General features: G+C 44.2%; 22 protein-coding genes. 11 read left to right on the top strand and 11 right to left on the bottom strand.

Annotated features, from left to right (window positions below; genetic code table 11):
* Positions 1-555 precede the first annotated feature (555 nt).
* The 3 genes from K9M52_RS10350 to K9M52_RS10340 all read left to right on the top strand — a co-directional run bounded on the left by K9M52_RS10350 (position 556) and on the right by K9M52_RS10340 (position 2,896).
* Positions 556-1,764, top strand: a complete 1,209-nt coding sequence (locus tag K9M52_RS10350) for an RNA-guided endonuclease TnpB family protein (protein ID WP_224068354.1) — start codon at positions 556-558, stop codon at positions 1,762-1,764.
* Between the two features lie 25 nt (positions 1,765-1,789).
* Positions 1,790-2,152: a CCDC90 family protein gene (locus tag K9M52_RS10345; protein WP_224068353.1), complete on the top strand. Its 363-nt coding sequence runs from the start codon at positions 1,790-1,792 to the stop codon at positions 2,150-2,152.
* A 513-nt stretch (positions 2,153-2,665) separates the two neighbouring features.
* Positions 2,666-2,896: a hypothetical protein gene (locus K9M52_RS10340; RefSeq protein ID WP_224068352.1), complete on the top strand. Its 231-nt coding sequence runs from the start codon at positions 2,666-2,668 to the stop codon at positions 2,894-2,896.
* A 119-nt stretch (positions 2,897-3,015) separates the two neighbouring features.
* Here the strand turns inward: K9M52_RS10340 and K9M52_RS10335 are convergent, their stop codons facing one another.
* From K9M52_RS10335 to frr, 3 genes are read right to left on the bottom strand one after another with little or no spacing between them, the layout of a single operon-like run.
* Positions 3,016-4,212 (bottom strand): phosphoglycerate kinase, encoded by a 1,197-nt coding sequence (locus K9M52_RS10335; protein ID WP_224068351.1) that lies wholly within the window; start codon positions 4,210-4,212, stop codon positions 3,016-3,018.
* Positions 4,213-4,260: 48 nt separating this feature from the next.
* Entirely contained in the window at positions 4,261-5,289 is a 1,029-nt protein-coding gene (gene pheS / locus K9M52_RS10330; RefSeq protein WP_224068350.1) for a phenylalanine--tRNA ligase subunit alpha, read from the bottom strand.
* A 36-nt stretch (positions 5,290-5,325) separates the two neighbouring features.
* A complete protein-coding gene (frr, locus tag K9M52_RS10325; RefSeq protein ID WP_224068349.1) occupies positions 5,326-5,889 on the bottom strand; it encodes a ribosome recycling factor in 564 nt (187 codons plus the stop codon).
* A 316-nt stretch (positions 5,890-6,205) separates the two neighbouring features.
* On the opposite strand from frr, the gene K9M52_RS10320 reads away from it, so the two are divergent.
* On the top strand, positions 6,206-7,054 hold the full coding sequence (locus K9M52_RS10320; protein ID WP_394369812.1) for a transketolase: 849 nt from the start codon (positions 6,206-6,208) through the stop codon (positions 7,052-7,054).
* A gap of 171 nt (positions 7,055-7,225) precedes the next feature.
* Entirely contained in the window at positions 7,226-7,771 is a 546-nt protein-coding gene (locus K9M52_RS10315) for a DUF4251 domain-containing protein (RefSeq protein WP_224068347.1), read from the top strand.
* Between the two features lie 147 nt (positions 7,772-7,918).
* Here the strand turns inward: K9M52_RS10315 and typA are convergent, their stop codons facing one another.
* The 4 genes from typA to K9M52_RS10295 all read right to left on the bottom strand — a co-directional run bounded on the left by typA (position 7,919) and on the right by K9M52_RS10295 (position 13,433).
* Positions 7,919-9,721, bottom strand: coding sequence for a translational GTPase TypA (typA, locus tag K9M52_RS10310; RefSeq protein WP_224068346.1), 1,803 nt, complete (start codon positions 9,719-9,721; stop codon positions 7,919-7,921).
* Between the two features lie 250 nt (positions 9,722-9,971).
* Positions 9,972-11,540 (bottom strand): ribonuclease Y, encoded by a 1,569-nt coding sequence (rny, locus tag K9M52_RS10305; RefSeq protein ID WP_224068345.1) that lies wholly within the window; start codon positions 11,538-11,540, stop codon positions 9,972-9,974.
* Positions 11,541-11,717: 177 nt separating this feature from the next.
* On the bottom strand, positions 11,718-12,983 hold the full coding sequence (locus K9M52_RS10300) for an ABC transporter permease (RefSeq protein ID WP_224068344.1): 1,266 nt from the start codon (positions 12,981-12,983) through the stop codon (positions 11,718-11,720).
* Between the two features lie 102 nt (positions 12,984-13,085).
* The gene (locus K9M52_RS10295; RefSeq protein WP_224068343.1) at positions 13,086-13,433 is read right to left on the bottom strand and encodes a hypothetical protein; all 348 of its coding nucleotides are present in this window, start codon (positions 13,431-13,433) and stop codon (positions 13,086-13,088) included.
* 148 nt (positions 13,434-13,581) lie between these two features.
* Here K9M52_RS10295 and K9M52_RS10290 point away from each other — a divergent pair, with 148 nt between their 5' ends.
* A complete protein-coding gene (locus tag K9M52_RS10290) occupies positions 13,582-14,850 on the top strand; it encodes an exo-beta-N-acetylmuramidase NamZ family protein (protein ID WP_224068342.1) in 1,269 nt (422 codons plus the stop codon).
* A gap of 25 nt (positions 14,851-14,875) precedes the next feature.
* On the opposite strand, the gene serS is transcribed toward K9M52_RS10290, so the two are convergent.
* Together serS and dxs are read right to left on the bottom strand one after the other, a co-directional pair.
* Positions 14,876-16,150, bottom strand: coding sequence for a serine--tRNA ligase (gene serS, locus K9M52_RS10285; protein WP_224068341.1), 1,275 nt, complete (start codon positions 16,148-16,150; stop codon positions 14,876-14,878).
* A 215-nt stretch (positions 16,151-16,365) separates the two neighbouring features.
* Positions 16,366-18,324 carry a 1-deoxy-D-xylulose-5-phosphate synthase gene (gene dxs / locus K9M52_RS10280; RefSeq protein ID WP_224068340.1) on the bottom strand — a complete coding sequence of 653 codons (1,959 nt, stop codon included), beginning with the start codon at positions 18,322-18,324 and terminating at the stop codon, positions 16,366-16,368.
* A gap of 286 nt (positions 18,325-18,610) precedes the next feature.
* On the opposite strand from dxs, the gene K9M52_RS10275 reads away from it, so the two are divergent.
* From K9M52_RS10275 to K9M52_RS10265, 3 genes are read left to right on the top strand one after another with little or no spacing between them, the layout of a single operon-like run.
* Positions 18,611-19,666, top strand: a complete 1,056-nt coding sequence (locus K9M52_RS10275) for a sensor histidine kinase (protein WP_224068339.1) — start codon at positions 18,611-18,613, stop codon at positions 19,664-19,666.
* Between the two features lie 12 nt (positions 19,667-19,678).
* Positions 19,679-20,404, top strand: a complete 726-nt coding sequence (locus K9M52_RS10270) for a LytR/AlgR family response regulator transcription factor (RefSeq protein ID WP_224068338.1) — start codon at positions 19,679-19,681, stop codon at positions 20,402-20,404.
* Between the two features lie 29 nt (positions 20,405-20,433).
* Positions 20,434-20,925 carry a GAF domain-containing protein gene (locus tag K9M52_RS10265; protein ID WP_224068337.1) on the top strand — a complete coding sequence of 164 codons (492 nt, stop codon included), beginning with the start codon at positions 20,434-20,436 and terminating at the stop codon, positions 20,923-20,925.
* A gap of 27 nt (positions 20,926-20,952) precedes the next feature.
* Here K9M52_RS10265 and K9M52_RS10260 read toward each other — a convergent pair whose 3' ends face one another.
* Together K9M52_RS10260 and lpxA are read right to left on the bottom strand one after the other, a co-directional pair.
* The gene (locus tag K9M52_RS10260) at positions 20,953-21,612 is read right to left on the bottom strand and encodes an ABC transporter ATP-binding protein (RefSeq protein ID WP_224068336.1); all 660 of its coding nucleotides are present in this window, start codon (positions 21,610-21,612) and stop codon (positions 20,953-20,955) included.
* Positions 21,613-21,617: 5 nt separating this feature from the next.
* Positions 21,618-22,415, bottom strand: a complete 798-nt coding sequence (lpxA, locus tag K9M52_RS10255; RefSeq protein WP_224068335.1) for an acyl-ACP--UDP-N-acetylglucosamine O-acyltransferase — start codon at positions 22,413-22,415, stop codon at positions 21,618-21,620.
* Positions 22,416-22,665: 250 nt separating this feature from the next.
* Between lpxA and K9M52_RS10250 the strand changes: the two genes are divergently transcribed.
* Both K9M52_RS10250 and K9M52_RS10245 read left to right on the top strand, forming a co-directional pair.
* Positions 22,666-24,249: a DUF4836 family protein gene (locus tag K9M52_RS10250; RefSeq protein WP_224068334.1), complete on the top strand. Its 1,584-nt coding sequence runs from the start codon at positions 22,666-22,668 to the stop codon at positions 24,247-24,249.
* A gap of 200 nt (positions 24,250-24,449) precedes the next feature.
* On the top strand, positions 24,450-25,706 hold the full coding sequence (locus K9M52_RS10245) for an efflux RND transporter periplasmic adaptor subunit (protein WP_224068333.1): 1,257 nt from the start codon (positions 24,450-24,452) through the stop codon (positions 25,704-25,706).
* The last annotated feature ends 50 nt before the right edge of the window (positions 25,707-25,756 follow it).

Here is a 25,756-nt window from a genome sequence, read left to right as displayed (position 1 = left end):
TGAATCCTACCGGACAGCATGGTTAACCCATCCGTATCTTCTGCAAAAGATAACACTGATGGACTATCCCTAAAGCATTGTTCAGGAAACACCGCTTTGCCATATGCGGTCTGAATAAACATTGAGCTGATCAGTAGTGATAAATCATTCGATGTACAAATTTCCGGGATCAAACAATTTTTCGTAACTTTAAAATGTCGTAACTGCTCAGGTATATAATTATTTAATTGGTTGTCAGTTTATTATATCCAAAAAGGGCTACAAGTTGTACCCCCTACTCAAAGCGACGCTCCAGAATCAAAAGAACCTGTCTTTAAAAGTTGACAGCCATCTCTGCTTCTTTCACTGTAATTATTTAATTTTGCCCCTGTCATCGGAAAAGCACTGATAGAGAGGATGACGAACCTACTTCGTTGATTTGACCTGACTGTACATCTGCCGCTTTGCCATAAGCAGTAAGAACAGCCATCAATCCAAATATTATTGAAATCATACCCTGGTCGTATAAGACGACATTAAAGGAGTACAGGCATTCTATTGTAAAAAAATTAAATTGTGAAAAGCACGCATCTGAAAGCCTATAAATTTCGGATCTACCCTGAAGGGGAGCAGATTAATTTTCTGGCCCGGCAATTTGGCTGCGTCAGGTTCGTGTACAATTATGCCCTTGAACTGCGGCAAAAGACCTATGAAGAGACCGGCAAATCCCTGTCTTACTATGACACCGCCAAAATGCTGCCTGTCCTTAAAAGCCGGCAGGAAACCGGGTGGCTGGGCGAGGTGATCGCCCAGCCACTGCAGATGGCCATGCAAAATGTAGATGATAGCTACAGGCGTTTCTTTAAGGGACAGAACAGGTACCCCAGATTCAGGTGCAGGAGCGACCGTCAGTGCTTTAAGCTGCCACAGGGCTTCAGGGTAGAGGGTGATCACCTCTGGCTCCCGAAACTGAAAACAGGGATCAGAATAAAAATAAGCAGGCAGATCAAAGGGAAAATATTATACCTGCATCTGTCCAGGACCACTACAGGCAACTATTATGTTTCCTTTACCTGTGAGGTCCCCAGAGAGATACTGGCCGGTACGGGTAAGGATACCAGTGTCGACGTAGGGATCAAGGATGCCGCCATCCTGTCGGATGGCACCAGATATGAAAATATCAAACCGCTGAAGACACTGGAGAAGAAACTAAAACACAGACAAAGACAACTCTCTAAAAAGCAGAAAGGCAGCAAATCCAGGAAACGGCAACGCCATATAGTAGCCCGGCTGCATGAAAGGATAAAGAACCTCAGGGAGGACCACCTACATAAGATCACTACCGACATCGTCAAGAATCACGACACCGTCGCGGTAGAGGACCTTACGGTGAAAAACATGTTGAAAAACCACTGTCTGGCAAAGTCCCTGTCAGACGCTTCACTGGGAAAGCTACTGACCCAACTCGAGTACAAATGCGACTGGTATGGCCGGAAGTTCGTGAAAGTTGACCGGTTCTTCCCCTCTTCCAAAACCTGTCATGTCTGCGGGGAAAAGAAAGAAGACCTGACATTGGCAGACAGGGCCTGGGCCTGCAGCTGCTGTCATACCATGCATGACAGAGATGTCAATGCCGCCCGGAACATACTCAGGGAAGGTCTGAAAATATTGTCTGGCTGTGGTGCACAGTCGGACACTAAACAAAAACAGGCGGAGGCGTCCCCACCAGGGGAGTCTGTGAAGCCTGAAGCGAAGGCTAAGCAAAAGGAAAAACCTGATGCATAGCTGAGCAGTAACAAAATGTCAGAAAATGATTTCAACTGGAGATTCCAGTGCGGCAAATGCACTTTTCAAGTTTTATGCTCAGGCAAAAAACAAAGAAGAAGCTGAATCATTGGTCGGATACATCGATTCAGTGTTCAGTGTCAAAATTAATGAAGCAATGAAAGACTACGTAACCAAAGACTTTTTAAGGGCCGAGCTCAGTGAAATAAGAACAGAGATGAGAACGGGCTTCAGCGATATCAGAGCAGAATTCAGCAATGTTAGAGCAGAAATGAGTCAGCTTTCTGAAAATCTGACCAACCGGTTAAATGGGATGATGCTAAAAATGATCTTAGGTATTTTGATTCCCATTTTAACACTGATGTTAGGGCTCTATTTCAAAATATAAAATAAATCTGGGGAATGGCTTTATTAAAATGGGCACGCCCCGAATTTATAGAACGTGCCGTAAAACCCATTCATCACGTAGTGTGGGTGGGATGTAAGGCACAAAAGTATTTGGCTGTTTTACAAAGTACATTTACTTTCGTTTTGTCAGTAAAAGACTTAAAAACCTCGTAAGGGACTTGCGAGTACACGTGTGGAGCGATAATAAGACTTCTAACCCATTTGGGCAGTAAGCAAGTCGCTGTGAAGCACGAAGCCCATTCATCGCTTTAGCGTGGGTGGGCAGTTCACTTTATTCACTTAAGCATACTGTTGGTTAGTTAAAGAAGGTTATTTTTCTGAAACATTCTCGGATTTCATGGCAGTTGATTTACGGAAGGAAACGAAATTCGATGCAGGCCATATGGCGGACCCTGTAAATATCTCCCTACCACAACTGTCAACCAGCTAAAGACAAGCTGAATCATTGGTCGGATACATCGATTCAGTGTTCAGTGTCAAAATTAATGAAGCAATGAAAGACTACGTAACCAAAGACTTTTTAAGAGCCGAGCTCAGTGAAATAAGAACAGAGATGAGAACGGGCTTCAGCGATATCAGAGCAGAATTCAGCAATGTTAGAGCAGAAATGAGTCAGCTTTCTGAAAATCTGACCAACCGGTTAAATGGGATGATGCTCAAAATGATCTTAGGTATTTTGATTCCCATTTTAACACTCATGCTGGGACTCTATTTCAAGAACTAAAACGAATTCGGGGGAAACCCATTTTAATAAAGTGGACATCCCCCGAATTTATTTTATCCTCATAGCCTTACCGTCGATTAGCCAAATGAGGTTATTTTTCTGATCATTATCTTATTCTTCTATTCGCTGATCGCTGCAATACCTGGCAGGGTTTTGCCTTCGAAATATTCCAGTAAAGCGCCACCGCCCGTTGAAACATAGCTGATCTTATCGGCCAGATCAAATTTATTGACAGCAGCGACACTATCGCCCCCCCCCACCAGAGAGAAAGCACCGTTTGCCGTTGCCTCTGCCACCGCTTCCGCAATAGCTTTCGTTCCTCCCTGAAAGTTTTCCATTTCAAAGACGCCCATCGGGCCGTTCCAAAGAATGGTTTTGGCTTTTTTAATCGCATTGCAAAAACTGGCTCTTGCCTCTTCAGCAATATCCAGTCCCATCCATCCGGCGGGAATATTGGTACTCGGCGCGGCAGATACCTCTGCGTCAGCCGCAAACTTATCCGCGATAATAGAATCACTGGGCAGATGGATACAGACGCCTTTAGCATCAGCTTTCTTAATCAATTCCAGTGCTGTATCAAGCCGGTCTTCTTCACAAAGAGAGTTCCCGATCTGTCCGCCTTGTGCCTTGAAAAATGTATAAGCCATGCCACCGCCAATAATGATATCTGTCGCTCTTTCCAGCAGATTTTCTATGATCAGAATCTTATCTGATACTTTCGCACCACCGATAATGGCGCAGAAAGGTGCTTCTGCATTATGTAATACCTTCTCCGCACTGGCAACTTCCGCCTGCATCAGCAAACCGAACATTTTCTTGTCTGCGGGGAAGAACTGAGCAATCACGGCAGTAGAAGCATGTGCTCTGTGCGCCGTTCCGAAAGCATCATTTACATATACATCGCCTAATTTACTGAGCTTTTCCGCAAAGTCTTTGCCTCCCTTTTCCTCTTCAGGATAAAAACGCAAATTTTCCAATAACAAGACCTGACCCGGCTGTAATGCCGCAGCTTTTTCCGTTGCCTGTGCACCGATGCAGTCATCAGCAAACGCGACATCAACACCCAGCAGTTCGCTCACACGCCCCTGAACATGCTTTAAGGAAAATTTAGCTTCCGGGCCATTTTTAGGCCTGCCCAAATGACTCATCAGAATAACGCTTCCGCCATCAGCCAAAATCTTTTTAACGGTCGGAAGCGCAGCCCTGATACGAGTATCATCGGTAATTTCCTGTGTCTGCTTATCTAAAGGCACATTAAAATCGACGCGGATAAGCGCCTTATGTCCCTTAAAATTGTAATCGTTGAACTTACTCATGCTTTTTTGTTTTTGTTTGATTTGAGATGATGCCGGACACTGATTTTCTTAAACAGCTCCGGTAAACTGCTGCAAAAAGCGTACATCATTTTGAGAGTATAGCCGCAGGTCATTGACCCGGTATTTAAGCTGTGCAATTCTTTCCACACCCATTCCAAATGCAAATCCCGTATATTTAGTGGAATCAATCCCAAAGTTCTCCAGTACATTTGGATGCACCATGCCGCTTCCCAGAATTTCAACCCATCCGGTATGTTTACATACATTACAGCCTTTGCCTTCGCAGATCAGGCAGCTGATGTCCATTTCTGCGCTGGGCTCTGTAAAGGGAAAATAGCTGGGCCGAAACCGGACTTTAACCTCTTTACCAAACATTTCCTGGACAAAAAAGTACAAGGTTTGTTTTAGGTCAGCAAAACTCACATTCTCAGCGATATATAGCCCTTCTACCTGATGGAAAAAACAATGCGCTCTGGCGCTGATCGTTTCGTTACGATAAACCCTGCCGGGACAAATCACCCGGATAGGCGGTTTTTGAGTCTCCATTACCCTGGCCTGCACACTGCTCGTATGCGTTCTGAGTAACCAGGACGGGTTCTGAGAGATATAAAAGGTATCCTGCATATCTCTGGCCGGATGGTCTTCCGGGAGGTTCATCGCGCCGAAATTATGCCAGTCATCTTCAATATCCGGACCTTCAGCAATGGCAAAACCGAGCTTCTTAAAGATCGATACGATTCTGCCACGTACGATACTGAGCGGATGCCGGGTGCCGACTCCGACGAAATCTCCGGGAAGGGAAAGGTCAATTCTCTGCTCATCAGCCACTTGCCCGGCTGTGCCCGCCTGGAGTGACTCCAGCTTTGTCTCAGCCAATTTCTTAAATTCATTCAGCGCCTGGCCGGCAGCCTTACGTTGATCTGGCTGGATATCTTTCATAGATCCCATCAGGGATTTCACAATCCCCTTGGTTCCCAAATACTGGATACGGAAGGCTTCTGCCTCTTCCTTAGTGGAAGCCGACGCCGCCTCAATGGCCACTGTATAAGATTCAATCTGTTTAAGTAATTCGTCCATATGTTATGTGAGGTGAAGGAAACACCTCTGTATTCCTTAGATCTCCATGATTTCTTTTTCTTTGGCCGCCAACACGGAATCCACCTGTGCAATAAAACTATCGGTCAGCTCCTGTACACTTTTTTCACCGCCTTTAGCCAAGTCTTCACTCAGGCCATCTTTTTGCAGTTTTTTTATTTGCTCTATGCTGTCCCTTCTGATATTTCTGATACCCACCTTGCCGTTTTCACCTTCCGCTGTCGCTCTTTTAAAGAGTTCACGTCTGCGTTCTTCGGTCAGCGGAGGCATAAAAAGGCGGATCTGAACACCATCGTTTTGAGGGGTCAATCCAATATTGGCTGCCATAATAGCCCTTTCAATCACACTGAGCATGTTTTTTTCCCAGGGCTGGATTGAAATGGTTCTGGCATCCATTACACTGATATTGGCAATTTGCGCAATAGGTGTCGGGCTGCCATAATACTCCGCCATAACACCATCCAGAATAGAAGCTGAGGCCTTACCGGCACGAATCCTGGTCAGTTCCACTTCCAGATGTGCCATTCTTTTTTTCATTCCGGCCTTTGCTTCGCTGAGTATAGAGTCTATTGTATCTGACATAAAATTCCAGTTTAAGTGTGGCGAAATTAACTTAAAAGATCCTTTGTGCCATGATTTTTTCCCAAATAATTAGTAAAACGGATGGTATCGGAGCCCTACTACAATGTACCCCTACCGGCTATTTTGCAAAACAACCGTTCGCTTAAAGGCGATTTAGGTCTCAAAAACGGGGAGGATAATCCCAGGTTTAATTTTGCAATAGAAATCACCATAAATCAGTTCGGTTGTTGACGACACATTAAACTAAAATGCGTTATCTTCGAACCTGAAAAAATCATTGAACAAAAAAGTATTAAAACAAAAAGACTACATTGAAATGGCAGATATTAAACAATTAGAGCAGACAGCAACGCAGATTCGTCGTGATATCGTCAGAATGGTACACGGTTGTCAAAGTGGGCACCCGGGAGGTTCTCTGGGTTGTGCTGACTATTTTACAGCCTTGTATTTTGACGTTATGAAACGCAAAGAAGGTTTTGATATGGATGGCATCGGAGAAGATATCTTCTTCCTGTCCAACGGCCATATTTCTCCTGTGTTCTACGCTACTCTGGCACGTGCCGGTTATTTTGACGTAAAGGAACTGGCGACCTTCCGCCAGATTAACTCCCGTCTTCAGGGACATCCTACAACCCATGAGCACCTTCCGGGTATCCGTGTTGCCAGCGGGTCTCTGGGACAAGGCATAAGTGTTGCCCTGGGTGCAGCCCTGGCTAAAAAACAAAATGGGGATGACAATTATGTGTATGCGCTCTGTGGTGACGGAGAACTGGAAGAAGGCCAGAACTGGGAAGCAATTATGGCTATCCCTAATCTGGATGTAGAAAGGCTGATACTGACAGTTGACTGGAACGGCCAGCAGATCGACGGTCCCACCAAAGAAGTGATGGATCTGGGGGATTTGCCCGCCAAATTCAAGGCTTTTAAATGGCAGGTATTCGTACTTGAACAGGGCAATGATATTGCTGCTATCTCCGCAAAACTAAAGGAAGCTAAACAGGCAGCTAAGCCGGGTAGTCCTGTGGTCATACTGATGAAAACCGTTATGGGTAAAGGTGTTGACTTTATGGAAGGTCACCATGAATGGCATGGTATTGCACCTAATGATGAGCAGTTGGCCAGCGCACTGAAACAATTACCGGAAACACCTCTTGGAGATTATTAATCACCAAGGAGCCAATATTACAGTTGATATTCAACTTAAAAGAGGGTCAGACACGTTAAATCGCTGCCGGCCCTCTTTTTTTGTGCATTTACCGCCGCAATAGGGCGCTTGCCCTAATCTGCTTGTGGGTTAGGAATATAATGACTAACTTTAATACATAAACCTCTTTCGATGAAAACAGCAATAATCACACTGATCAGCCTGGCCATTATCAGCATCAGTGCCTGTAGTACGACTAAAAGCAATATAGAAAAAACAGCAGAACAAGAGAAGGTCGCCACTTTGGTGCAGGCAGGTAACTTTATTTATAATGCGACCAGTGCCAATCCGCTGCGTGTGGGCGTACTGGATATTCTGCCGAACGGAAGCGGACAACAGTTGCGTCAATTAGGGCCCGGGTATTACCTATCTGTCACCAAAGACTCTCTCAAAGTGCACCTGCCCTTTTATGGTCGCTCTTATCATGCAGAGATGGATCCTTCCAAAGGGGGCATTGATTTTGAAACAACCGCTTTCAAGTATAATTATGAAAAATCAAAAAGAGGCTATTATGTTGTAACCATCAAAGTCAACAACCAGAAATCTGCCGACAAGATGACGCTAAACATTTCTCAGAACGGATATTGTACGTTACAGGTCCAAAGTGTCAACCGGGACCAAATGAGCTTTTATGGCAAGATCGACGCTCAGAAATCCGATATATTGAATGGCAATTGATCAGAAAACTTATTTTGCCAATTCGGGTAAAAAGAAAGCATCCTGCAGATTATACTGATAGGATGCTTTCTTTTCTATTCAAACCGAATCTTCATCTAAATGCTTATTGATTCAATCCTGCAGCGATGCAGGCGCTAAGCATGCAGCTTAGGCTTTCATGCTCTTGGATTGTTTTCTTCTGTCTTCTTCATTCAAGAGCGTCTTACGCAAACGGATATGCTTAGGCGTCACTTCAATACATTCATCGTCCTGGATATATTCCATACACTCTTCCAGGGTCATCTGGATCTTAGGGACAATCCGTACAGAATCATCACTACCACTGGCGCGCATATTGGTCAGCTTCTTTCCTTCCGTCGCGTTGACAACCAGGTCACCCGGCTTAATATGCTCAGCAATGATCTGCCCGATGTAGACGTCTTCTCCGGGATCTACAAAGAAGGATCCTCTATCCTGTAATTTATCTATGGAATAAGCAGTGGTCGTAGCCATATTCTTGGAAATCAGTACGCCGTTATTTCTACCGGGGATTACACCTTTCCATGGTTTATAGTCTACAAAACGGTGTGCCATTACTGCTTCACCGGCTGTGTTGGTTAACATCTGAGAACGCAGCCCAATCAGGCCTCTGGACGGAATCTCAAATTCAAGGTGCTGCATTTCTCCTTTACTTTCCATGATCAGCATTTCTCCTTTACGCTGTGTAACCAGATCAATTACTTTCCCGCTGAAATCTGCCGGTACGTCTACTACCAGGTTTTCATAAGGTTCGTTCTTTTTGCCATCTATTGTTTTCACCAATACCTGCGGTTGTCCTACCGTCAGTTCATACCCTTCCCTGCGCATGGTCTCGATAAGCACGCCCAGGTGAAGTATCCCTCTACCGTATACCAGGAAGCTATCCGCACTGTCTGTATCCTCAACTTTCAAGGCTAGGTTTTTCTCTGTTTCTTTCATCAGACGGTCTCTAAGATGCCTGGAAGTGACAAACTTACCTTCTTTGCCAAAGAACGGAGACGTGTTAATGGAAAATAGCATGCTCATGGTAGGTTCATCCACAGCAATAACGGGTAATGGTTCGGGTACCTCAGCGTCACAAATGGTGTCACCAATATTAAAATCTTCCAGTCCGACAACCGCGCAGAGATCTCCGGCTACGACTTCTTCAGCGCGCCGTTTACCCATACCTTCAAACACATAAAGTTCTTTTACTTTTGATTTTTTGACCGAGCCGTCTGCCTGTACCAGCGCGATCTGCTGAGATTCTTTGATCGAACCCCTGGTTACTTTACCTACAGCGATCCGACCCAGGAAAGAAGAATAATCCAGGGAAGTGATCTGCATCTGCAGTGGGCCTTCGTTAACAACGGGCTCCGGAACGTGTTTAAGAATACCGTCCATCAGTGGCTCGATACCTTCGATCTCAGTAAGCGAATCATTGAACCAACCGTTCTTGCCACTACCATAGTAAGTAGGAAAGTCAAGCTGCTCCTCTGTTGCATCCAGATTAAAGAACAGTTCAAATACTGCATCATGTACCTCATCGGGGCGGCAGTTCGGTTTGTCAACTTTATTGATAACAACAATAGGTTTCAGGTTGAGTTGCAAAGCTTTCTGCAATACAAATCTGGTCTGTGGCATTGGACCTTCAAAAGCATCCACCAGTAATATAACGCCGTCTGCCATTTTCAGGACTCTTTCGACCTCACCGCCAAAGTCAGAGTGGCCCGGTGTATCGATAACGTTAATTTTAATGCCTTTATAATTAACTGCAGCGTTTTTGCTAAAAATGGTAATCCCTCTTTCTCGTTCCAGATCGTTATTGTCCATGATCAGTTCACCTGATTCCTGGTTCTCGCGAAATACTTTTGTCGTATGCAAGATCTTGTCTACCAGTGTGGTTTTACCGTGGTCAACGTGCGCAATTATGGCAATGTTTCTGATGTCCATTAAAATAATTTTATATTAAGGGCGCAAAGGTACTAAATAATTGGCTCAATCAGTATTAAAGGATAAGGTTTTGTATGTGTTAATGGCAAAATAACATAGAAAGGGAGCGTATATTACCTCGTAGGGCTCAGTTGTCAACCAGTATTGTTTGCAGAAAAAAGCCCTTCTGATTTTGAAACAAAACCGGAAGGGCTTATTATTATGATTCTATAACTTACAGAAAGGCCATGCAACTTATTGATTTACTGCCTTATCTGGCAACATTCACTGCTCTTTTTTCGCGGATGACTGTCACTTTGATCTGGCCCGGATAGGTCATTTCTGTCTGTATCTTCTGCGCAATTTCAAAACTAAGCTTATTGGAGTCTTCGTCCGTTACTTTATCGGCCTCAACAATTACGCGAAGTTCACGGCCCGCCTGGATGGCATAGGCTTTTTCCACGCCGGTATAGCCCTGAGCCAGAGATTCCAGATCTTTGATACGCTGAATATATTGCTGCATGATCTCACGACGGGCACCGGGTCTGGCACCGCTGATGGCATCACAGGCCTGAATAATGGGGGAGATGACATACAGCATTTCCATTTCATCATGGTGGGCGCCAATGGCGTTCACAACAGCTGGATTCTCGCCATATTTTTCAGCCAGTTTCGCCCCTAAAAGCGCATGGCTTAATTCTGTTTCTTCGTCCGGCACTTTACCAATGTCGTGCAATAACCCGGCTCTTTTAGCCAGCTTAGGATTTAACCCCAGCTCTGAGGCCATAATACCGCAAAGGTTTGCCGTTTCCCGGCTGTGCATCAGCAAGTTTTGACCATAGGAAGACCTAAAGCGCATTTTACCGACGATTCTGACAAGTTCTTTGTGTAATCCGTGGATACCTAACTCGATAATCGTTCTTTCTCCGATCTCCATCACCTGTTCTTCCAGCTGACGGCGGGTCTTCTCAACCACCTCTTCAATTCTGGCGGGGTGAATACGGCCATCGGACACCAGGCGCTGTAAGGAAAGGCGGGCAATTTCTCTACGCAAAGGATCGAAGCTGGACAGAATAACGGCCTCTGGCGTATCATCTACGATCAGATCCACACCGGTCGCCGCTTCGATAGCACGGATATTACGCCCTTCCCGACCAATGATCTGACCTTTGACCTCGTCTGTTTCCAGATTGAATACGGTGACGGTATTTTCAATGGTCTGCTCAGCGGCTGTGCGCTGGATAGACTGAATAATAATTTTGCGTGCTTCCTTATTCGCTTTTTGCTTGGCTTCTTCAATAATATCCTGCTGTAACCCGAGGGCCTGGGTCCTGGCTTCACTTTTCAGATTCTCAATAAGTTGCGCTTTGGCTTCTTCTGAAGAAAGATTAGAAATCTTTTCCAGCCTGCGAATATGTTCCTCCTGGTGTTTCTCAAGTTCAGTACGCTTTAAATTGACCACTTCAATCTGTTTATTCAGATTGTCCTTGATCACGTTATTTTCTTTTATCTGGCGATCCAGTGAGTTTTCTTTTTGATTAATAGAATTTTCTTTCTGTTTGATTTTATTTTCAATATCACCGATCTTTTTGTTTCTTTCCAGGATTTCTTTATCATGCTCCGCTTTTAACTGAACAAATTTTTCTTTTGCTTCGAGCTGCTTTTCTTTCTTGATGGTTTCTGCACGCAAATGTGCTTCTTTTACAATACCCTTAGCCTTGTTTTCTGCTTCTTCTAATTGTCTGCGGTTGTCTTTTGCAAAAATAAATTTACCTGCTATAATTCCCACTACCACGCCAACGATGGCTACGATAGCCTCAAATATCAATTCCGACGTCATTTTATTTTGATTGAAGTTTTTGTTAAATAAAAGGTGACCCAAAGCTAATTAGCTTAGGCTAATAACCCACGAAGATAACAAAAGGTAATTAGAAAATAAGCAAGAAGTTAAGAGTAAATTTCCATTTAAAGGCAACTGAACCGAAAATGTTAAGTCTGACTTATGGCCACAAGGGCCTTATTCATAGCGTAATGCCTGGATCGGGTTCAAACGAGAGGCCTTTATTGCAGGATATAATCCGGCTAAAAGCCCCACGGCAGAGCAGACAATCACCCCCAGGGTCACCCAGCCCCAAGGCACAACAAACCCCGTTTGCATAAATGCAGCAAACAGATTACCGACCAGAATACCTAATACGATCCCGATCAATGCACCCAAAAGGCTAATAATTGTAGATTCGAACAGGAATTGCCGGCGAATATCTTTTCTTTTGCCTCCGATAGCCTTTACCAGGCCAATTTCTTTGGTTCTTTCACTAACAGCTACCAACATAATATTGGTCAGGCCGATGGCAGCGCCTACCAGCGTAATAAACCCAATGGCAACTGCACCGCCTTCAATGTCGCCCAGCGACCCGATCAGCCTTTCCGCCAGCTCATCACTTTTATTGATGACAAAATTATCTGCTTCATTGGGCTGCAATTTTCTGACCCTCCTGAAAGTAGCCAAGGCCTGCTCAGCGGCTTGATTGACCTGCTGAACATTGTTGGAAGCAATTCCCATTGAAAATGAGTTGGCCGCACTTAATCTTGCTCTTCTGATATTATTATAAGAGGTCAGAATAAAGTTATCCTGGCTGCCCCTGGAGCCGGACCCTTTAGCCGCCAAAACGCCGATCACCCGGTAAGGTCTGCTCCCGACCAAGATTGTTTTATCCAGGGCAGCTGCCGGCCTCCCGCCAAAAAGTTTATTGGCTACATCATTGCCCAGCAGACAGACATTTCGTCCGGACCGTACATCAGCGGTATTGAGGTTTCTACCGAAAGCTACCGTAAATCCATTGACAGTCAAATAGTTTTCGTCTCCGCCGCTCACCCCTACGTTAGGGTTGGTCTTAATATTTTTATAGTGTAGTTCCGCACTGCCCTGTGCATCAAGCGCGATACTCACGACTGCTGGAAATTTAAAGATTGATTTAAACAACTCCGCTTCCTGCAGACTAATGGGCTTATCCAGATTAGATTTTTTATGCAGCTTACCATCATCGGACTTTTCCTTGACTTGGTTGCCAAAGCGCGCCCTATCCTTATAGGTTATGGTAAAGCCATTGGCCCCCATGGACGAAAAGCTGGAGCGCATCTTATCTTTAATAGCCGTGGTGGAAGTTACGATACCGATTAAAGCCATGATGCCCAAGGCAATAATAGTCACCGTAATGCCGGTTCGCAGCTTATTGCTTTTAACCGTCTGAAAGGCCAGTTTAAATGAATCAGTCAGCACCATTGGATAAAGATAAGCGGTCGTTACAAATTGCCCTATTTTTTTAGAAGAAAGGAAAATCCGTTATTTGAGTGGTGATTCCTGCTCCTTGGACGCAAACCGGCACTAGATCAATCCCTCATTTTGAAAATAGAACAACACATGATCTTTCAGGAGATTCTCCTGTTCGATCAGTGGCTGTGCCGTATGCTCTTTGAGCTGTCTAAAGTGCGGCCAGCCGTCTTTATCAGTATGGTCCAGTTCATAGTACCCGCTGGGCATCAGTACCGTACATAGTGCTACATGCATCAGATCCTGCTTTTGTTCTTTAGAGATATTCTCCTGTATAAATCCGGTTTCCTGTAGTCCTATTAAAAATAATATAGATTCAAGATCGGGCTTTTTACCAAACTTTTCTGTTAACCGCTGCTCCAACTGCCACCATCTTTGTATTAAATCGTCTTGTATATTCATAATGGCAAAGTTAGGGCAAATCACTATATCCTCGCCAATTAGCACTTTTGGAAGATCTGGTCTTTTTGTCCTCTCCCAGCTTAGACCGCCTAAAAGGTGATATATGGGAAGTATTCATTAATTTTAGTCAACGCAAAACAAAAGTAAAATGATGAAAAATACCTCGCGGTTACCTATTGCAAATATCCTTCTCTGTCTGGGCTTTTTTTTGATAAACCCCTTATTCACATCCGGCCTTCATGCTCAATCTCTTGCACATCCGGATGAAACCAACGGGACCGGCGGCAGCAAGTCCATCATTACCGGAGCAGACCAGACAGCACGGTATCTGCCCCTGCTGAAAGGCAAGCGTGTGGCTATTCTGGCCAACCCCTCTTCTATTATTGGCGGAGAATCTCTGGTAGACAGTCTACTAGCATTAGGTATTGATATAGTTAAGGTTTTTGGGCCGGAACATGGCTTTAGAGGCAACGCCAGCAACGGCGCAGTCGTTGGTAATGAAACGGATGCCAAAACAGGTATTCCCATCATCTCTCTCTATGGAAAGAAGAAAAGCCCTTCCCAGCAGGACATGGCCAATGTAGATATTTTTATATTTGATATCCAGGACGTTGGCTGCCGGTTCTACACCTATATCAATGTACTACGCAATGTTATGCAGTCTTGTGCCAGATACAATAAACCTTTATTGGTGTTGGACCGCCCCAACCCAAACGGCTACTTAATCGATGGGCCAATATTGGATATGCGGCTTAAGTCGGGAATCGGACAGTTTCCGATTCCGATTGCTTATGGAATGACCATCGGCGAATTTGCCCAAATGATCAATGGGGAAGGATGGCTGGGCAGTGACCTACATTGTGATCTAAAGATCATTCCGATTGCAAATTATGATCACCATACGGCCTACACTTTACCCGTCGCTCCCTCTCCCAATCTGAATACCCAGCAAAGCATCATGCTCTATCCGACTTTATGTCTGTTTGAGGGGACGATTATCAGCCAGGGCCGGGGCACCTATTTTCCTTTTACGGTACTAGGCGCGCCCGCCCTGCAAGGCAAGTATGATTTTTCTTTTAAACCGGAAGGGATTAAAGGCATGAGTGAACACCCTTTACATGAAGACAAAGACTGTTATGGACTGGATCTCAGGAAATTTGATATTGGGACGTTGAGGCAGTCCGGCAAAATACATTTGGAATGGCTGATCGAGCTGTATGAAGCTTACCCTGATAAAAGCAAGTTCTTTGACCACAGCCAAAGTAGTCAAATGGGCAATTTCGATTATCTGGCCGGCAATTATGCGCTCAAAAAGCAAATTATCGCCCATACACCGATAGAAAAAATCCGGGCCTCATGGGAACCCGGACTCACTGCTTTTAAAAAGATTCGCAGTAAATACCTGCTTTATCCTTAACTGCGATAAATAAATGGATCATTATCTATTTAGTGATCAGCTCCTTGCCAAAATAAGGTCTCAGTACCTGAGGAATGCGGATGCCGACGGGCGTTTGGTTATTTTCCAGCAAGGCTGCGACTATTCTTGGTAAGGCCAGTGAACTTCCGTTCAGGGTATGCACCAATTGCGTCTTGCCCGCCTCATTTTTGAAACGGCATTTTAAGCGGTTGGCTTGATAGGTCTCAAAATTGCTGACGCTACTCACCTCCAGCCAACGTTCCTGCGCACCGCTGAATACTTCAAAATCATAGGTAACCGCGCTGGTAAAACTCATGTCTGCGCCACAGAGCCTGAGAATCCGATAAGGCAATTCCAGTGACTGTAATAGTTTTTCTACATGAGTCACCATTTGCTGGAACGCTTCATTAGATTTATCCGGATGCGTAATCTGAATAATCTCGACCTTTTCAAACTGGTGTACACGATTCAGTCCACGTACGTCTTTACCAAAGCTGCCCGCCTCTCTTCTAAAGCAAGGGGAATATGCTGTAAGCTTAAGAGGAAGCTCTTCCTGTTGCAAAATGACGTCTCTGTAAATATTGGTCACGGGTACTTCTGCAGTAGGAATCAAATAAAAATTATCTTCTGTTACGTGATACATCTGTCCTTCCTTATCAGGCAGCTGTCCGGTAGCGAAAGCAGATGCCTCATTCACCATAAACGGCGGAATAAACTCTCTGTATCCTGCTTCGGTATTAAAGTCCAGAAAATACTGGATTAACGCTCTCTGGAACTTAGCCCCTTGCCCTGTATACACAGGAAATCCTCTTCCTGTAATTTTCGCCCCCGTCTCAAAGTCAACCAGTTCGTAACTTTGAATCAGGTCCCAATGTGGTTGATTACCGCCCGCCGGAAGCAGCGTCTCCCCGTTTTGACGAACAATCTCATTATCGTCTGCGCTTTTGCCCGCAGGCACTTCATCCTGTGGCAAATTAGGCAGTAGTACTAATTTATTAAAAAGCGTGTCTTCGATCTCTGTATAACGGGCTTTAATAGGCTCCAGTGTCGGTTTCAGCGCAGTAATCTCTGCTTTCAGGGTATCGGCTTCCTGTTTTTTACCCTGCGCCATTAAGGCACCTATGTTCTTTGAAGCAGCATTTATTTTGGACTGGACTTCATCAAATCTGGCTTGCGTGGATTTTCTTTCATCATCGAGTTGAATGATCTCGTCCACCAGGCTGATCTCCTGAAAATTCTTAATGCTTAATTTGCGCTTGACCGCCTCCGGGTCCTGTCTTAATAATGCTACCTGTAACATAATAGTATAATATCAAAAATAAAGGAAATTGAAATTGCAGCAAAGGTACAGGGATAAATGTAGTATTTAGAACAAATGTCCTCAAAATGTATGACTCCTGATACATCAACGGTATGTGGCTATACATAGGAAAAAACAAATCATCCCCCGCGATTGTGCATCTTATTGTCTGACCACCCGGGTGAGTATAACTTATCTACTTTGGTTTGACAGCGCTAAGATTGAGGCTTATAATCCGACCGGATCACCTCCGTTTTAGCTGTGGCCTGCGAGGATGCAAGCATTTCACGGATTTTAGCACTGATGGCTGTGGTGTCAAAACCTGATTCCGCGATGAGTTCCTTTGGCGTACCATGTTCCACGATCCTGTCAGGTATTCCCATGATCTCTACCGTAGCCTGATAATGGTGTGTGGCCATAAATTCCAGTATGGCACTGCCGAACCCACCCTTAACGGTACCATCTTCAACCGTAATGATCTTATCATAGTTCTGGAAGACTTCATGAAGTAAGTCCTCATCTAATGGTTTGCAAAAGCGCATATCGTAGTGCGCAGGCTCTATTCCCTCGCCGGCCACCTCTCTGATGGCTGCTGCGGCAAAATTACCCGGATGCCCGTAGGTTAGGATTGCCAGGTCTTTTCCTTCTTTCAGACGGCGGCCTTTCCCGATCTCTATTTCCTGAAGAGATTTTTTCCAGTCTGGCATAACACCATTGCCTCTGGGATAGCGAATGACCATTGGAAAATCTGTCTTCTCCAGCTGTGCTGTATACATCAGATTGCGCAGCTCTTGTTCATTCATGGGTGCAGAGAGTACCATATTGGGAATACAACGGAAATATGCAATATCGTAGGCGCCATGATGTGTTGGGCCATCTTCGCCTACCAAACCGGCTCTGTCCAGGCAAATGATTACTGGCAGCTTCTGAATAGCTACATCATGCACTACCTGGTCAAACGCCCGCTGCATAAAAGAAGAGTAGATATTACAGAATACCTTCAACCCTTGGGTAGCCATACCGGCGGACACTGTTACGGCATGCTGCTCACAGATACCCACATCAAAGGCCCGGTCCGGCATCGCTTCCATCATAAATTTCATGGAACAGCCACTCGGCATAGCCGGTGTAACACCCATTACCAAAGGATTTTGCTCAGCCAACTCAACCAAGGTATGCCCGAAGACATCCTGGTATTTGGGAGGCTGTGCGACTTCAAATTTCTTTTTATAGATTTCGCCGGTGATTTTATCAAATAGCCCGGGTGCATGCCATTTAGTCTGCTCCTTTTCTGCAGGGGCATAGCCCTTGCCTTTCACTGTAATAATATGCAGGATCTTAGGACCCGGAATCTTCTTTAGTTCTTTCAGTGTAGCCACGAGATTGGTAATATTATGTCCATCTATAGGGCCAAAATACCGGATCTTAAAGGATTCGAATAAATTGGAACTTTTGTTGACCATACCTTTCAGGCTATCAGCCAGCTTACTGGCCATAGCCCGGGTCAAGCCTTTCCCAATAGGCAGTTTACCCAGCGCGTTCCAGACATCTTCCTTAAACTTATTATAGGTCCTTGATACAGAAATATCGGTCAGATATTCTTTGAGTGCCCCGACATTGGGGTCGATACTCATGTTGTTATCATTGAGAATGATCAGCATATCCGCATCGCTGACACCGGCATGATTCATAGCCTCAAAGGCAATACCGGCGGTTAATGCCCCATCCCCTATAATAGCCACAGATTTGCGATCCTCAGCTTTATACTTAGCCGCAATGGCCATACCTAAAGCCGCAGATATTGAAGTCGAGGAATGCCCCACTCCGAAAGTATCATAAGGGCTTTCACTGCGCTTAGGAAAGCCGCTTAGTCCTTTATATTTTCTGTTCGTATAGAAATTATCTCTTCGGCCAGTCAGGATCTTATGGCCATAGGCCTGATGACCGACATCCCAGACCAGCTGATCATAAGGCGTATTGTAAATATAATGTAAGGCTACCGTCAATTCAACGACACCCAGACTAGCTGCAAAATGCCCTCCGTGGACACTTACCACATCAATAATATATTGCCTCAACTCCTCACATACCTGATGTAGCTGAGAAGCATCCAGTTTCTTTAGGTCCTCGGGACTATTGATCGTCTTCAGTAAGGCGCCGGGTTCGATCTGCATTTGCATTTGCTTATTCCAGGTTTACTTTGAAGCTGTAAAAGTACAATATTCGGCCAAATTCAGGCAATTTATGCTCAATTTATGCGCTCAACCACCTGTCAGATCGCCAAAATAATGCCAGTATCCTCCCGGATACCTTGTGTATTGCGGACTGTTCTGGTAGGTTATCTCTAAAAAAACGGGCATTTTCAATCAACTACGGCAGCAAGAGCACCTTGTACTGCCTATTAACCATTGGTGTAAAAACAACGTCATCAGCCGGTATCTTATGTAACTTTGGAAAGTGATGAAAAAGATTCCCATATTTTGGCCTGTGCAGATCCTCGGATGGCTCTGTTATTATGTCATAGTCAGCTTTCTGTATCTGAGCATTGCACCGCGGATTCTGCCCAACTTTTTACTGGTAGGCGGAATGGAAGTTATCTGCCTCATTCTGATCACATCAATATTACGATTTATTATCATTCGATTAGGCATATTGCAGAAACGCTTATCCGGCCAGATCATATTTCTGTTTGTCTCGGCGATTATCGTCTCTCTTATTAACACCATCTGCAGCCAGGCGATCGATGTCTTCTTTAAAGTGCCTAGCAGATCTGCTCATAAAGAATCACTTCTGTTTTTGGTCTGGGTTGGTAATTTTGCGATTATCCTGATATGGAACCTCCTTTATTTTGCCTACCACTATGTTGTTAAAAGCAATAAAGAGATTCTGGATAAGGCAAGGCTGGAATCCGTCGTAAAAGAATTGCAGCTGAAGACCATCAAAGCACATATCAATCCCCATTTTATTTTTAATGCCTTAAACAGCATTCGGTATTTGGTAGATGAGAATCCGGACCAGGCCCGGTACGCTATTACCGAACTCAGCAAACTACTGCGCAGCAGCATGCATGCAGAGAATATCAGCACCACCAGATTATCTTCAGAAATAGAGATCGTACAGTCTTACTTAGAACTGGAGAAGATCCGTTTTGAAGAAAGGCTGGAAGTCAAGTGGTCACTCGCGCCCGCAGCATATGATTTTCAGGTACCTCCGATGATGCTGCAGACCTTGGTTGAAAACAGTATTAAACACGGTATCAGTCACCAGATCGAAGGTGGTGTCATCGAGATTTCCGCGACAGCGCAAAACAACATATTGCATCTGCGCATTGAAAATACGGGAAAATTAGTCCTGCGGGAAAAAAGCGATAGCTTTGGGATTAAGAGCACCCGCAACAGATTACAATTACTATTTGGAGATCAAGCCAGCTTCTCTATTTATCAATCCGATCACGATACGGTTGTCGTGGACATTAAAATCCCGGCTATCGAACATGAAATAACCGCTAATCCATAAAACCCACAAACCATGCTGATCAAAGCAATCATAATAGATGACGAAAGACCTGCAAGAGCCGAGCTAAAGAAGCTATTGCAGGCCTACCCCGAAATAGAGATTCTGGATGAAGCACAAAACAGTAAAGAAGCCATCGAGAAAATTCACGAGCACAATCCGGATCTGATCTTTCTGGACATCCAGATGCCGGGAAAAAACGGATTTGAGCTGCTCAGTGAACTCATGAGCGCCCCCAAGGTAATCTTCACAACGGCTTTTGATGAATACGCCTTAAAAGCTTTTGAAGTCAATGCTTTGGACTACCTACTCAAACCTATCGACTCCAAGCGCCTTGCGGAAGCGATCCAGAAACTGACCTTACACGTAGGTGTCCAGACCCTGCAAAAAGAAAACAAGACCGTGCTCACAGAGAACGAACAATTCTTTGTTAAGGACGGTGATAAATGCTGGTTTGTCAAGTTGGCGGATGTCCGCTTATTTGAAAGCGCCGGCAACTATGCCAAAGTTTATTTTGATAACTATAAGCCCCTGATCCTAAAATCACTAAACGCGCTGGAAGAAAGGCTGGACGAACATCATTTTTTCCGGGTCAACCGCAAGCACATTGTCAATCTTAAATGGATCTCCCGTATCGAGCCTTATTTTAATGGGGGTTTATTACTGGAACTCAAGAATGGTGAAAAGATAGAAGTCAGCAGAAGGCAATCAGCAAAATTTAAGGAAATGATGAGCTTATAATATATAATTTTGCAGGTCAATCATTCAATATGTCAGAAAGCATTGTCATTATAGAAGGTACGAAAGAAGAAAAGTACGAAAGCCTGCTACCGCAGATTAGCGCAATTATTTCAGGAGAAGCAGATATGATCGCCAATATGGCGAATATTTCTTCCGCTTTAAAAGAGCAGTTTAACTGGTGGTGGGTGGGTTTTTATATCGTCAGACGCAACCAGTTAGTACTGGGGCCTTTCCAGGGACCGATTGCCTGTACCCGAATCGCTCCCGGTCGCGGTGTCTGTGGAACTGCCTGGCTGGAAGATAGAGTGATGATCGTTGAAGACGTGAATCAATTTCCGGGGCATATCGCCTGTAGTAGTGCCAGCAAGTCTGAGATTGTCCTGCCCCTCCATTTTAATGGGAAGGTCATCGGTGTCCTGGATGTTGATAGTGAGTATCTCTCTCATTTTGATACAACAGACCAGCAATATCTGGAAAAATTATTAAAAGCATTGGAACAAAACTTCACCGACGAGCTGTAACAATAGGTTAACAAGCTTCTATTTTAGCTACATTTCCTTTTTAATGTTTGCAGGCGAATTTTTATAATCCCGGATATCAATTTTTTCCCTACAGAATCCATATTCCTCTGCATCATTACTGCTGACGATCACCAGCCGATCCCTGGTAAAACGACTGATGAGTGATTGATACAGTTCAAAACCAGCACTGTCCATATTGGAACAGGGTTCGTCCAGCAAAATAACCGGCACATCTGTAAACAGTCCCTGTGCCAGCTTAATGCGCTGCTTCATTCCGCTTGAAAAATAGCGGATCTGTTTGGCAGCCGCATTTTTTAATTGTACCGCTTCTAACACTTGTTGAGTGGTAAAGTCAGAGAGTAATGGTTTGAAGCTACTGTGAAAATCTAAAAATTCCCTGGCAGTCATCTCTTCAATCACTTCCAGATAGGGAGCAACAATACTTAAATAACGATGTATATGTTCCTGTGAGATGGTTGTATTTGAATTATCTGTGGCAGTTTGCCATGAAAGCGCTCCTTCACTTAACTCCGTTGCGCCACCGATACTTTGCAGTAAGGTACTCTTTCCACTTCCGTTATTCCCTATGATAGCGTAGGCTTTACCGGTTTCAAACCGGTAGCTTAGTGATCTGAAAATCCAGTCACGATTGAATCTTTTACCAGCGTTATCCAGGGTAATATTCATGAAACTCATTCCTCAATGGCACCGCCTTTGGTACCACGTTTTACGATGCCACGCTCGCTTTCTCTGATAAAGGAGATAATTTCATCACGCTCATCGCTGGCTCTAAACTCTTGTTCTATGTATTCCAGGGCCTGGGTTGTATTAAGCCCTTGATTGTAAATAACACGGTAGATATCCAGAATCTCATTAATCTGCACCAATGTGTATCCTCTTCTCTTCAGACCAACGCTATTCACACCACCATAGGTTAACGGCTGGCGAATCGCCTTTATATATGGAGGCACATCTTTACTGACCAGGCTACCACCCCCAATATAGGCGTGTGCCCCGATCTTTGAGAATTGGTGCACTGCAGACATCCCTGCAATAATAGCCCAGTCTCCCATGACAACATGACCAGCCAGCTGCGTGTTATTGCTCAAAATACAATGATTACCAATAATACAATCGTGAGCGATATGACTATAGGCCATTACCAGACAATTACTTCCAATCACGGTTTTGTGGCGGTCCACCGTACCCCGGTTAATACTCACGAACTCCCTGATGGTCGTATTATCACCGATCTCAACCGTCGTAGACTCTCCGTCGAATTTTAAATCCTGTGGTATCGCTGAAATAATAGCGCCAGGGAATATTCGACAGTTCTTCCCGATACGGGCTCCGTCCATAATGGTCACATTACTGCCAATCCATGTTCCTTCACCGATCACAACATCAGGATGGATAACGGAAAATGGGTCAACTTTTACATTCGGGGCCAGTTTTGCACCCGAGTGAATATAGGTATGCGGTTGGATCATTGAAAAAATTTAAAACCCGGATAATCTAACGTTTGATTTTTGCAGGCACAAAAATAGATAAATAGATTATACTTAAGGATAAAATAATAATATAATATACGAATCTCGTTTTATTTTTGACGAAATTGTAATTTAAACCTGCCTAAGTCGCTTTTATTCAATACATCTTTTTACATTTGTATTGGATGATTACTGAAAATATCAAAAACTTCACCCAAAGCTGTTAAGCCTTTTAAAAAATTCCCGATTCATGATGAAAAAAAGAATACAATCTCTTTATGGCACGCTGCTTATTTTATTTATCTCTCTGATATTCAGCGCCTGTCATAAATCTGCCAATCCTGGGATGGCTTATATCCCTAAAGATGCCAATGTTGTCCTGTCTTTTAATGTCAAACAAATGCACGACAAGCTAAAAGACGGCAATTTTAACCTGGACTCCTTAATGAATGAACTTAAAACGCAGGATAGCTCATTTGCGCTACTGCCCTACCTCAATTTAAAAGTTCCGGTCTTAACTTTTTTCAAGTATAAATCGTCCATGATGACCGGCAAGGATGTTTTAATTGGTGTTGTCGGCCAAATCAGTGACAGACCAGGCTTCGAAAAAGAACTGGTTACTATTAAACCGGACAAGAGTATCGTCAAAAAGGACGATTACAGCTATTTATTGCTTGACGATAATACCGCATACGTATGGAATGATAAAATCATCACTTTTTATGCGGGGAAAGATATAGCCGTACAGATACCTTCCTTATTCCATATCAAAAAGGATTCTTCACTTACGGATGATAAAACAGCGATCAAGATCCTCAACGGCACTGGAGATGTCAGCATTTATTCCAGCAGTCGTGATGGAATGACAGGCATTCCCATGTTATCCATGACCAAAATATCTGATCTGATCAAAGGTAACTACTGGGGAGCGACACTGAATTTTGAAAAAGGCGAAATTGTCATGAACGGCGACTGCTATTATAATAAAACAGTCGAGGACCTTATCAAAAAGAACCCCTCAGAAAATATCAATAAAGCGGTACTGGCCCATTTCCCAGGCAAACCTCTGGGCCTGTTTCAGGTCTCACTGAATCTCAAACAGATTTTTAGTTTTCTGGACTACGCCGGTGTTACCAGCATGATCGAAGGTTATATGAAGAATCTGGGCATCACGCTGGATGACGTGGCCAAAGCATTTTCCGGAGAGATTGCCCTGGCAATGCAGTCTGCTACCGGTAGCTCGATGGCTCCCTCCACGCCCAAAATATTGACCGTCGTTCCCATCGGCGATAAATCAAGTTTTGACAAGGTAATGGGTGCGATGGCGAAAATGGGGGCTGTGGAGCAGATAAATGGCCAGTGGGTGCCTAAAGGCATGAAGGCTGAAGATAGCTGGTCATTTCATTCAGACGACAAATCCATTGTGTTCAGCACGGACAAAGACATTGCCACGGCCTATGTTTCGGGTACGGGCCAGATGGAATATCCTAAGAATGTCGATTTTTCCGGCAAAACCTGCGTAGCCTATGCAGATATCAATGGCATACTTACCCAGATGGCCGCCAGCGAAAAGACTTCAGACTCAGCCTCTTTACATCTTGCTATACAGACTTTTGAAGATGTGGATCTTTCAGCGACGAACATCAAAGGCAATCACTCTTCCATGGATATGACTTTACGCTTAAAGGATAAGAATCAAAACAGTCTTCCACTGCTGATATCGACCATACAACAATTTAAAAAGTTAGACGAAGCTAAAGCAGCACAGCAGTCTGCCGTTACAGATTCCTTAATCGTGCCATTGCCGCCCGATTTGGAAGATTCTCCAAATTAAGTGACATATCAAACTTTATGTTAAGAAAATGCCCGATAATATAAATTATCGGGCATTTTCCGTTAAATAGTCGCTATATATTTTATAAAAGCTTCAAGTTCTGACAAAAACAAATCAAAAAGAACTAATTATCTTCCTTTAGGCATAGCTTTTGATTTTATGCCATTCCTACTTCTTGAAAAAATAGCGAGATTAACCTGATGCAAAGAAAAAAAAGATATGCTCCTTTTTTTACAGGAGCACAGAAAAGATTATTAACCGCCTGTTTATGCACAGCGCTACTGATGAGCAGCTGTGGTATTTTTGGTTCGCAGTCTGACAAAGAGGAAGTCAAAGAAATCAGTTTGCCTGTTTACCGGGTAGACACCGGTACAGCATTTATTGCCAAAGAATTCTTAGGTACGATTGAAGGAAAAGTCAATGTAGAAATACGCCCACAGGTGGAAGGCTTATTAGATCAGATTTATGTGGATGAAGGCGACTTCGTCCAGAAAGGTCAGGATCTTTTCAAAGTCAACCCACAATCCTACCAGGAATTGCTCAATAATGCAGAAGCCAATGAAAACGTCGAGGAAGCGAAGCTGGAAAATGCGAAAATTGAATTAGAACGCATCCGACCGCTAGTTGAAAATGAGGTCATTTCTCCGGTTCGCCTTAAAAAGGCCGAATCAGATTATGATATTGCAAAAGCATCGCTGGCTCAGGCAACTGCTGCCGTGGCCAGTGCCAAAATCAATATGAACTTCACCACCATTAAGGCACCTGTGAGTGGATATATCGGCAGGATCCCTAAGAGAATCGGGAACCTGGTCAGCAGTAAGGATAAGGAGCCGATCACGGTACTTACCGATGTTCATGAAGTCTATGTTTATTTTTCCATGAGTGAATCTGATTTTCTGCACTTTTCCAAAGCGAAGAAGGAAGAAGCCAGAAAACAGCTCAGCGCCGGCGATACAGGACATCTCTCTTCTTTCAAACCTTCCGTTACACTGACACTTGCGGATGGCACTTCCTATCCGCATGAAGGCTTAGTGGATGCCGTAGCAGGCCAGGTCAACCGTAATACAGGTGCGATTTCTCTTAGGGCAACTTTTCCTAATGAAGAAAATATTCTCCGCGCCGGTAATACCGGTACCTTGAATATGACAGAAACCAAGCGTGGCGAGATGCTTATTCCACAGGAAGCAACGCTTACTTTACAGGACAAGACATTTGTAATGAAACTCGATACGGCAGGTAAGACCGTACGCCAATTGATTACTATCGGGGGTAGCGCAGGTAACAAGTACATCATCTCTTCGGGTTTAAAGAAAGGCGATGTTATTATCACAGAAGGCTTTGATAAAATCTCTGAAGGTATGAAGATCAACCCGGTGTTTCCACAGGTACCCGCTGCTTCTGCCAAAGCCAGTGTTCAGACTCCATTCAATCCCAAAAGCAGACCTGATGGCATATAGACGCCGATTGCGTTCGTGAGTGTCATTTATCCTGCACTGAAAAATATTAT

The sequence above is a fragment of the Arachidicoccus terrestris genome (assembly GCF_020042345.1).
Lineage (GTDB): Bacteria > Bacteroidota > Bacteroidia > Chitinophagales > Chitinophagaceae > Arachidicoccus > Arachidicoccus terrestris.
Note: the sequence above shows the minus strand (reverse complement) of the source record. Positions and strands in the feature narration are given on the sequence as shown.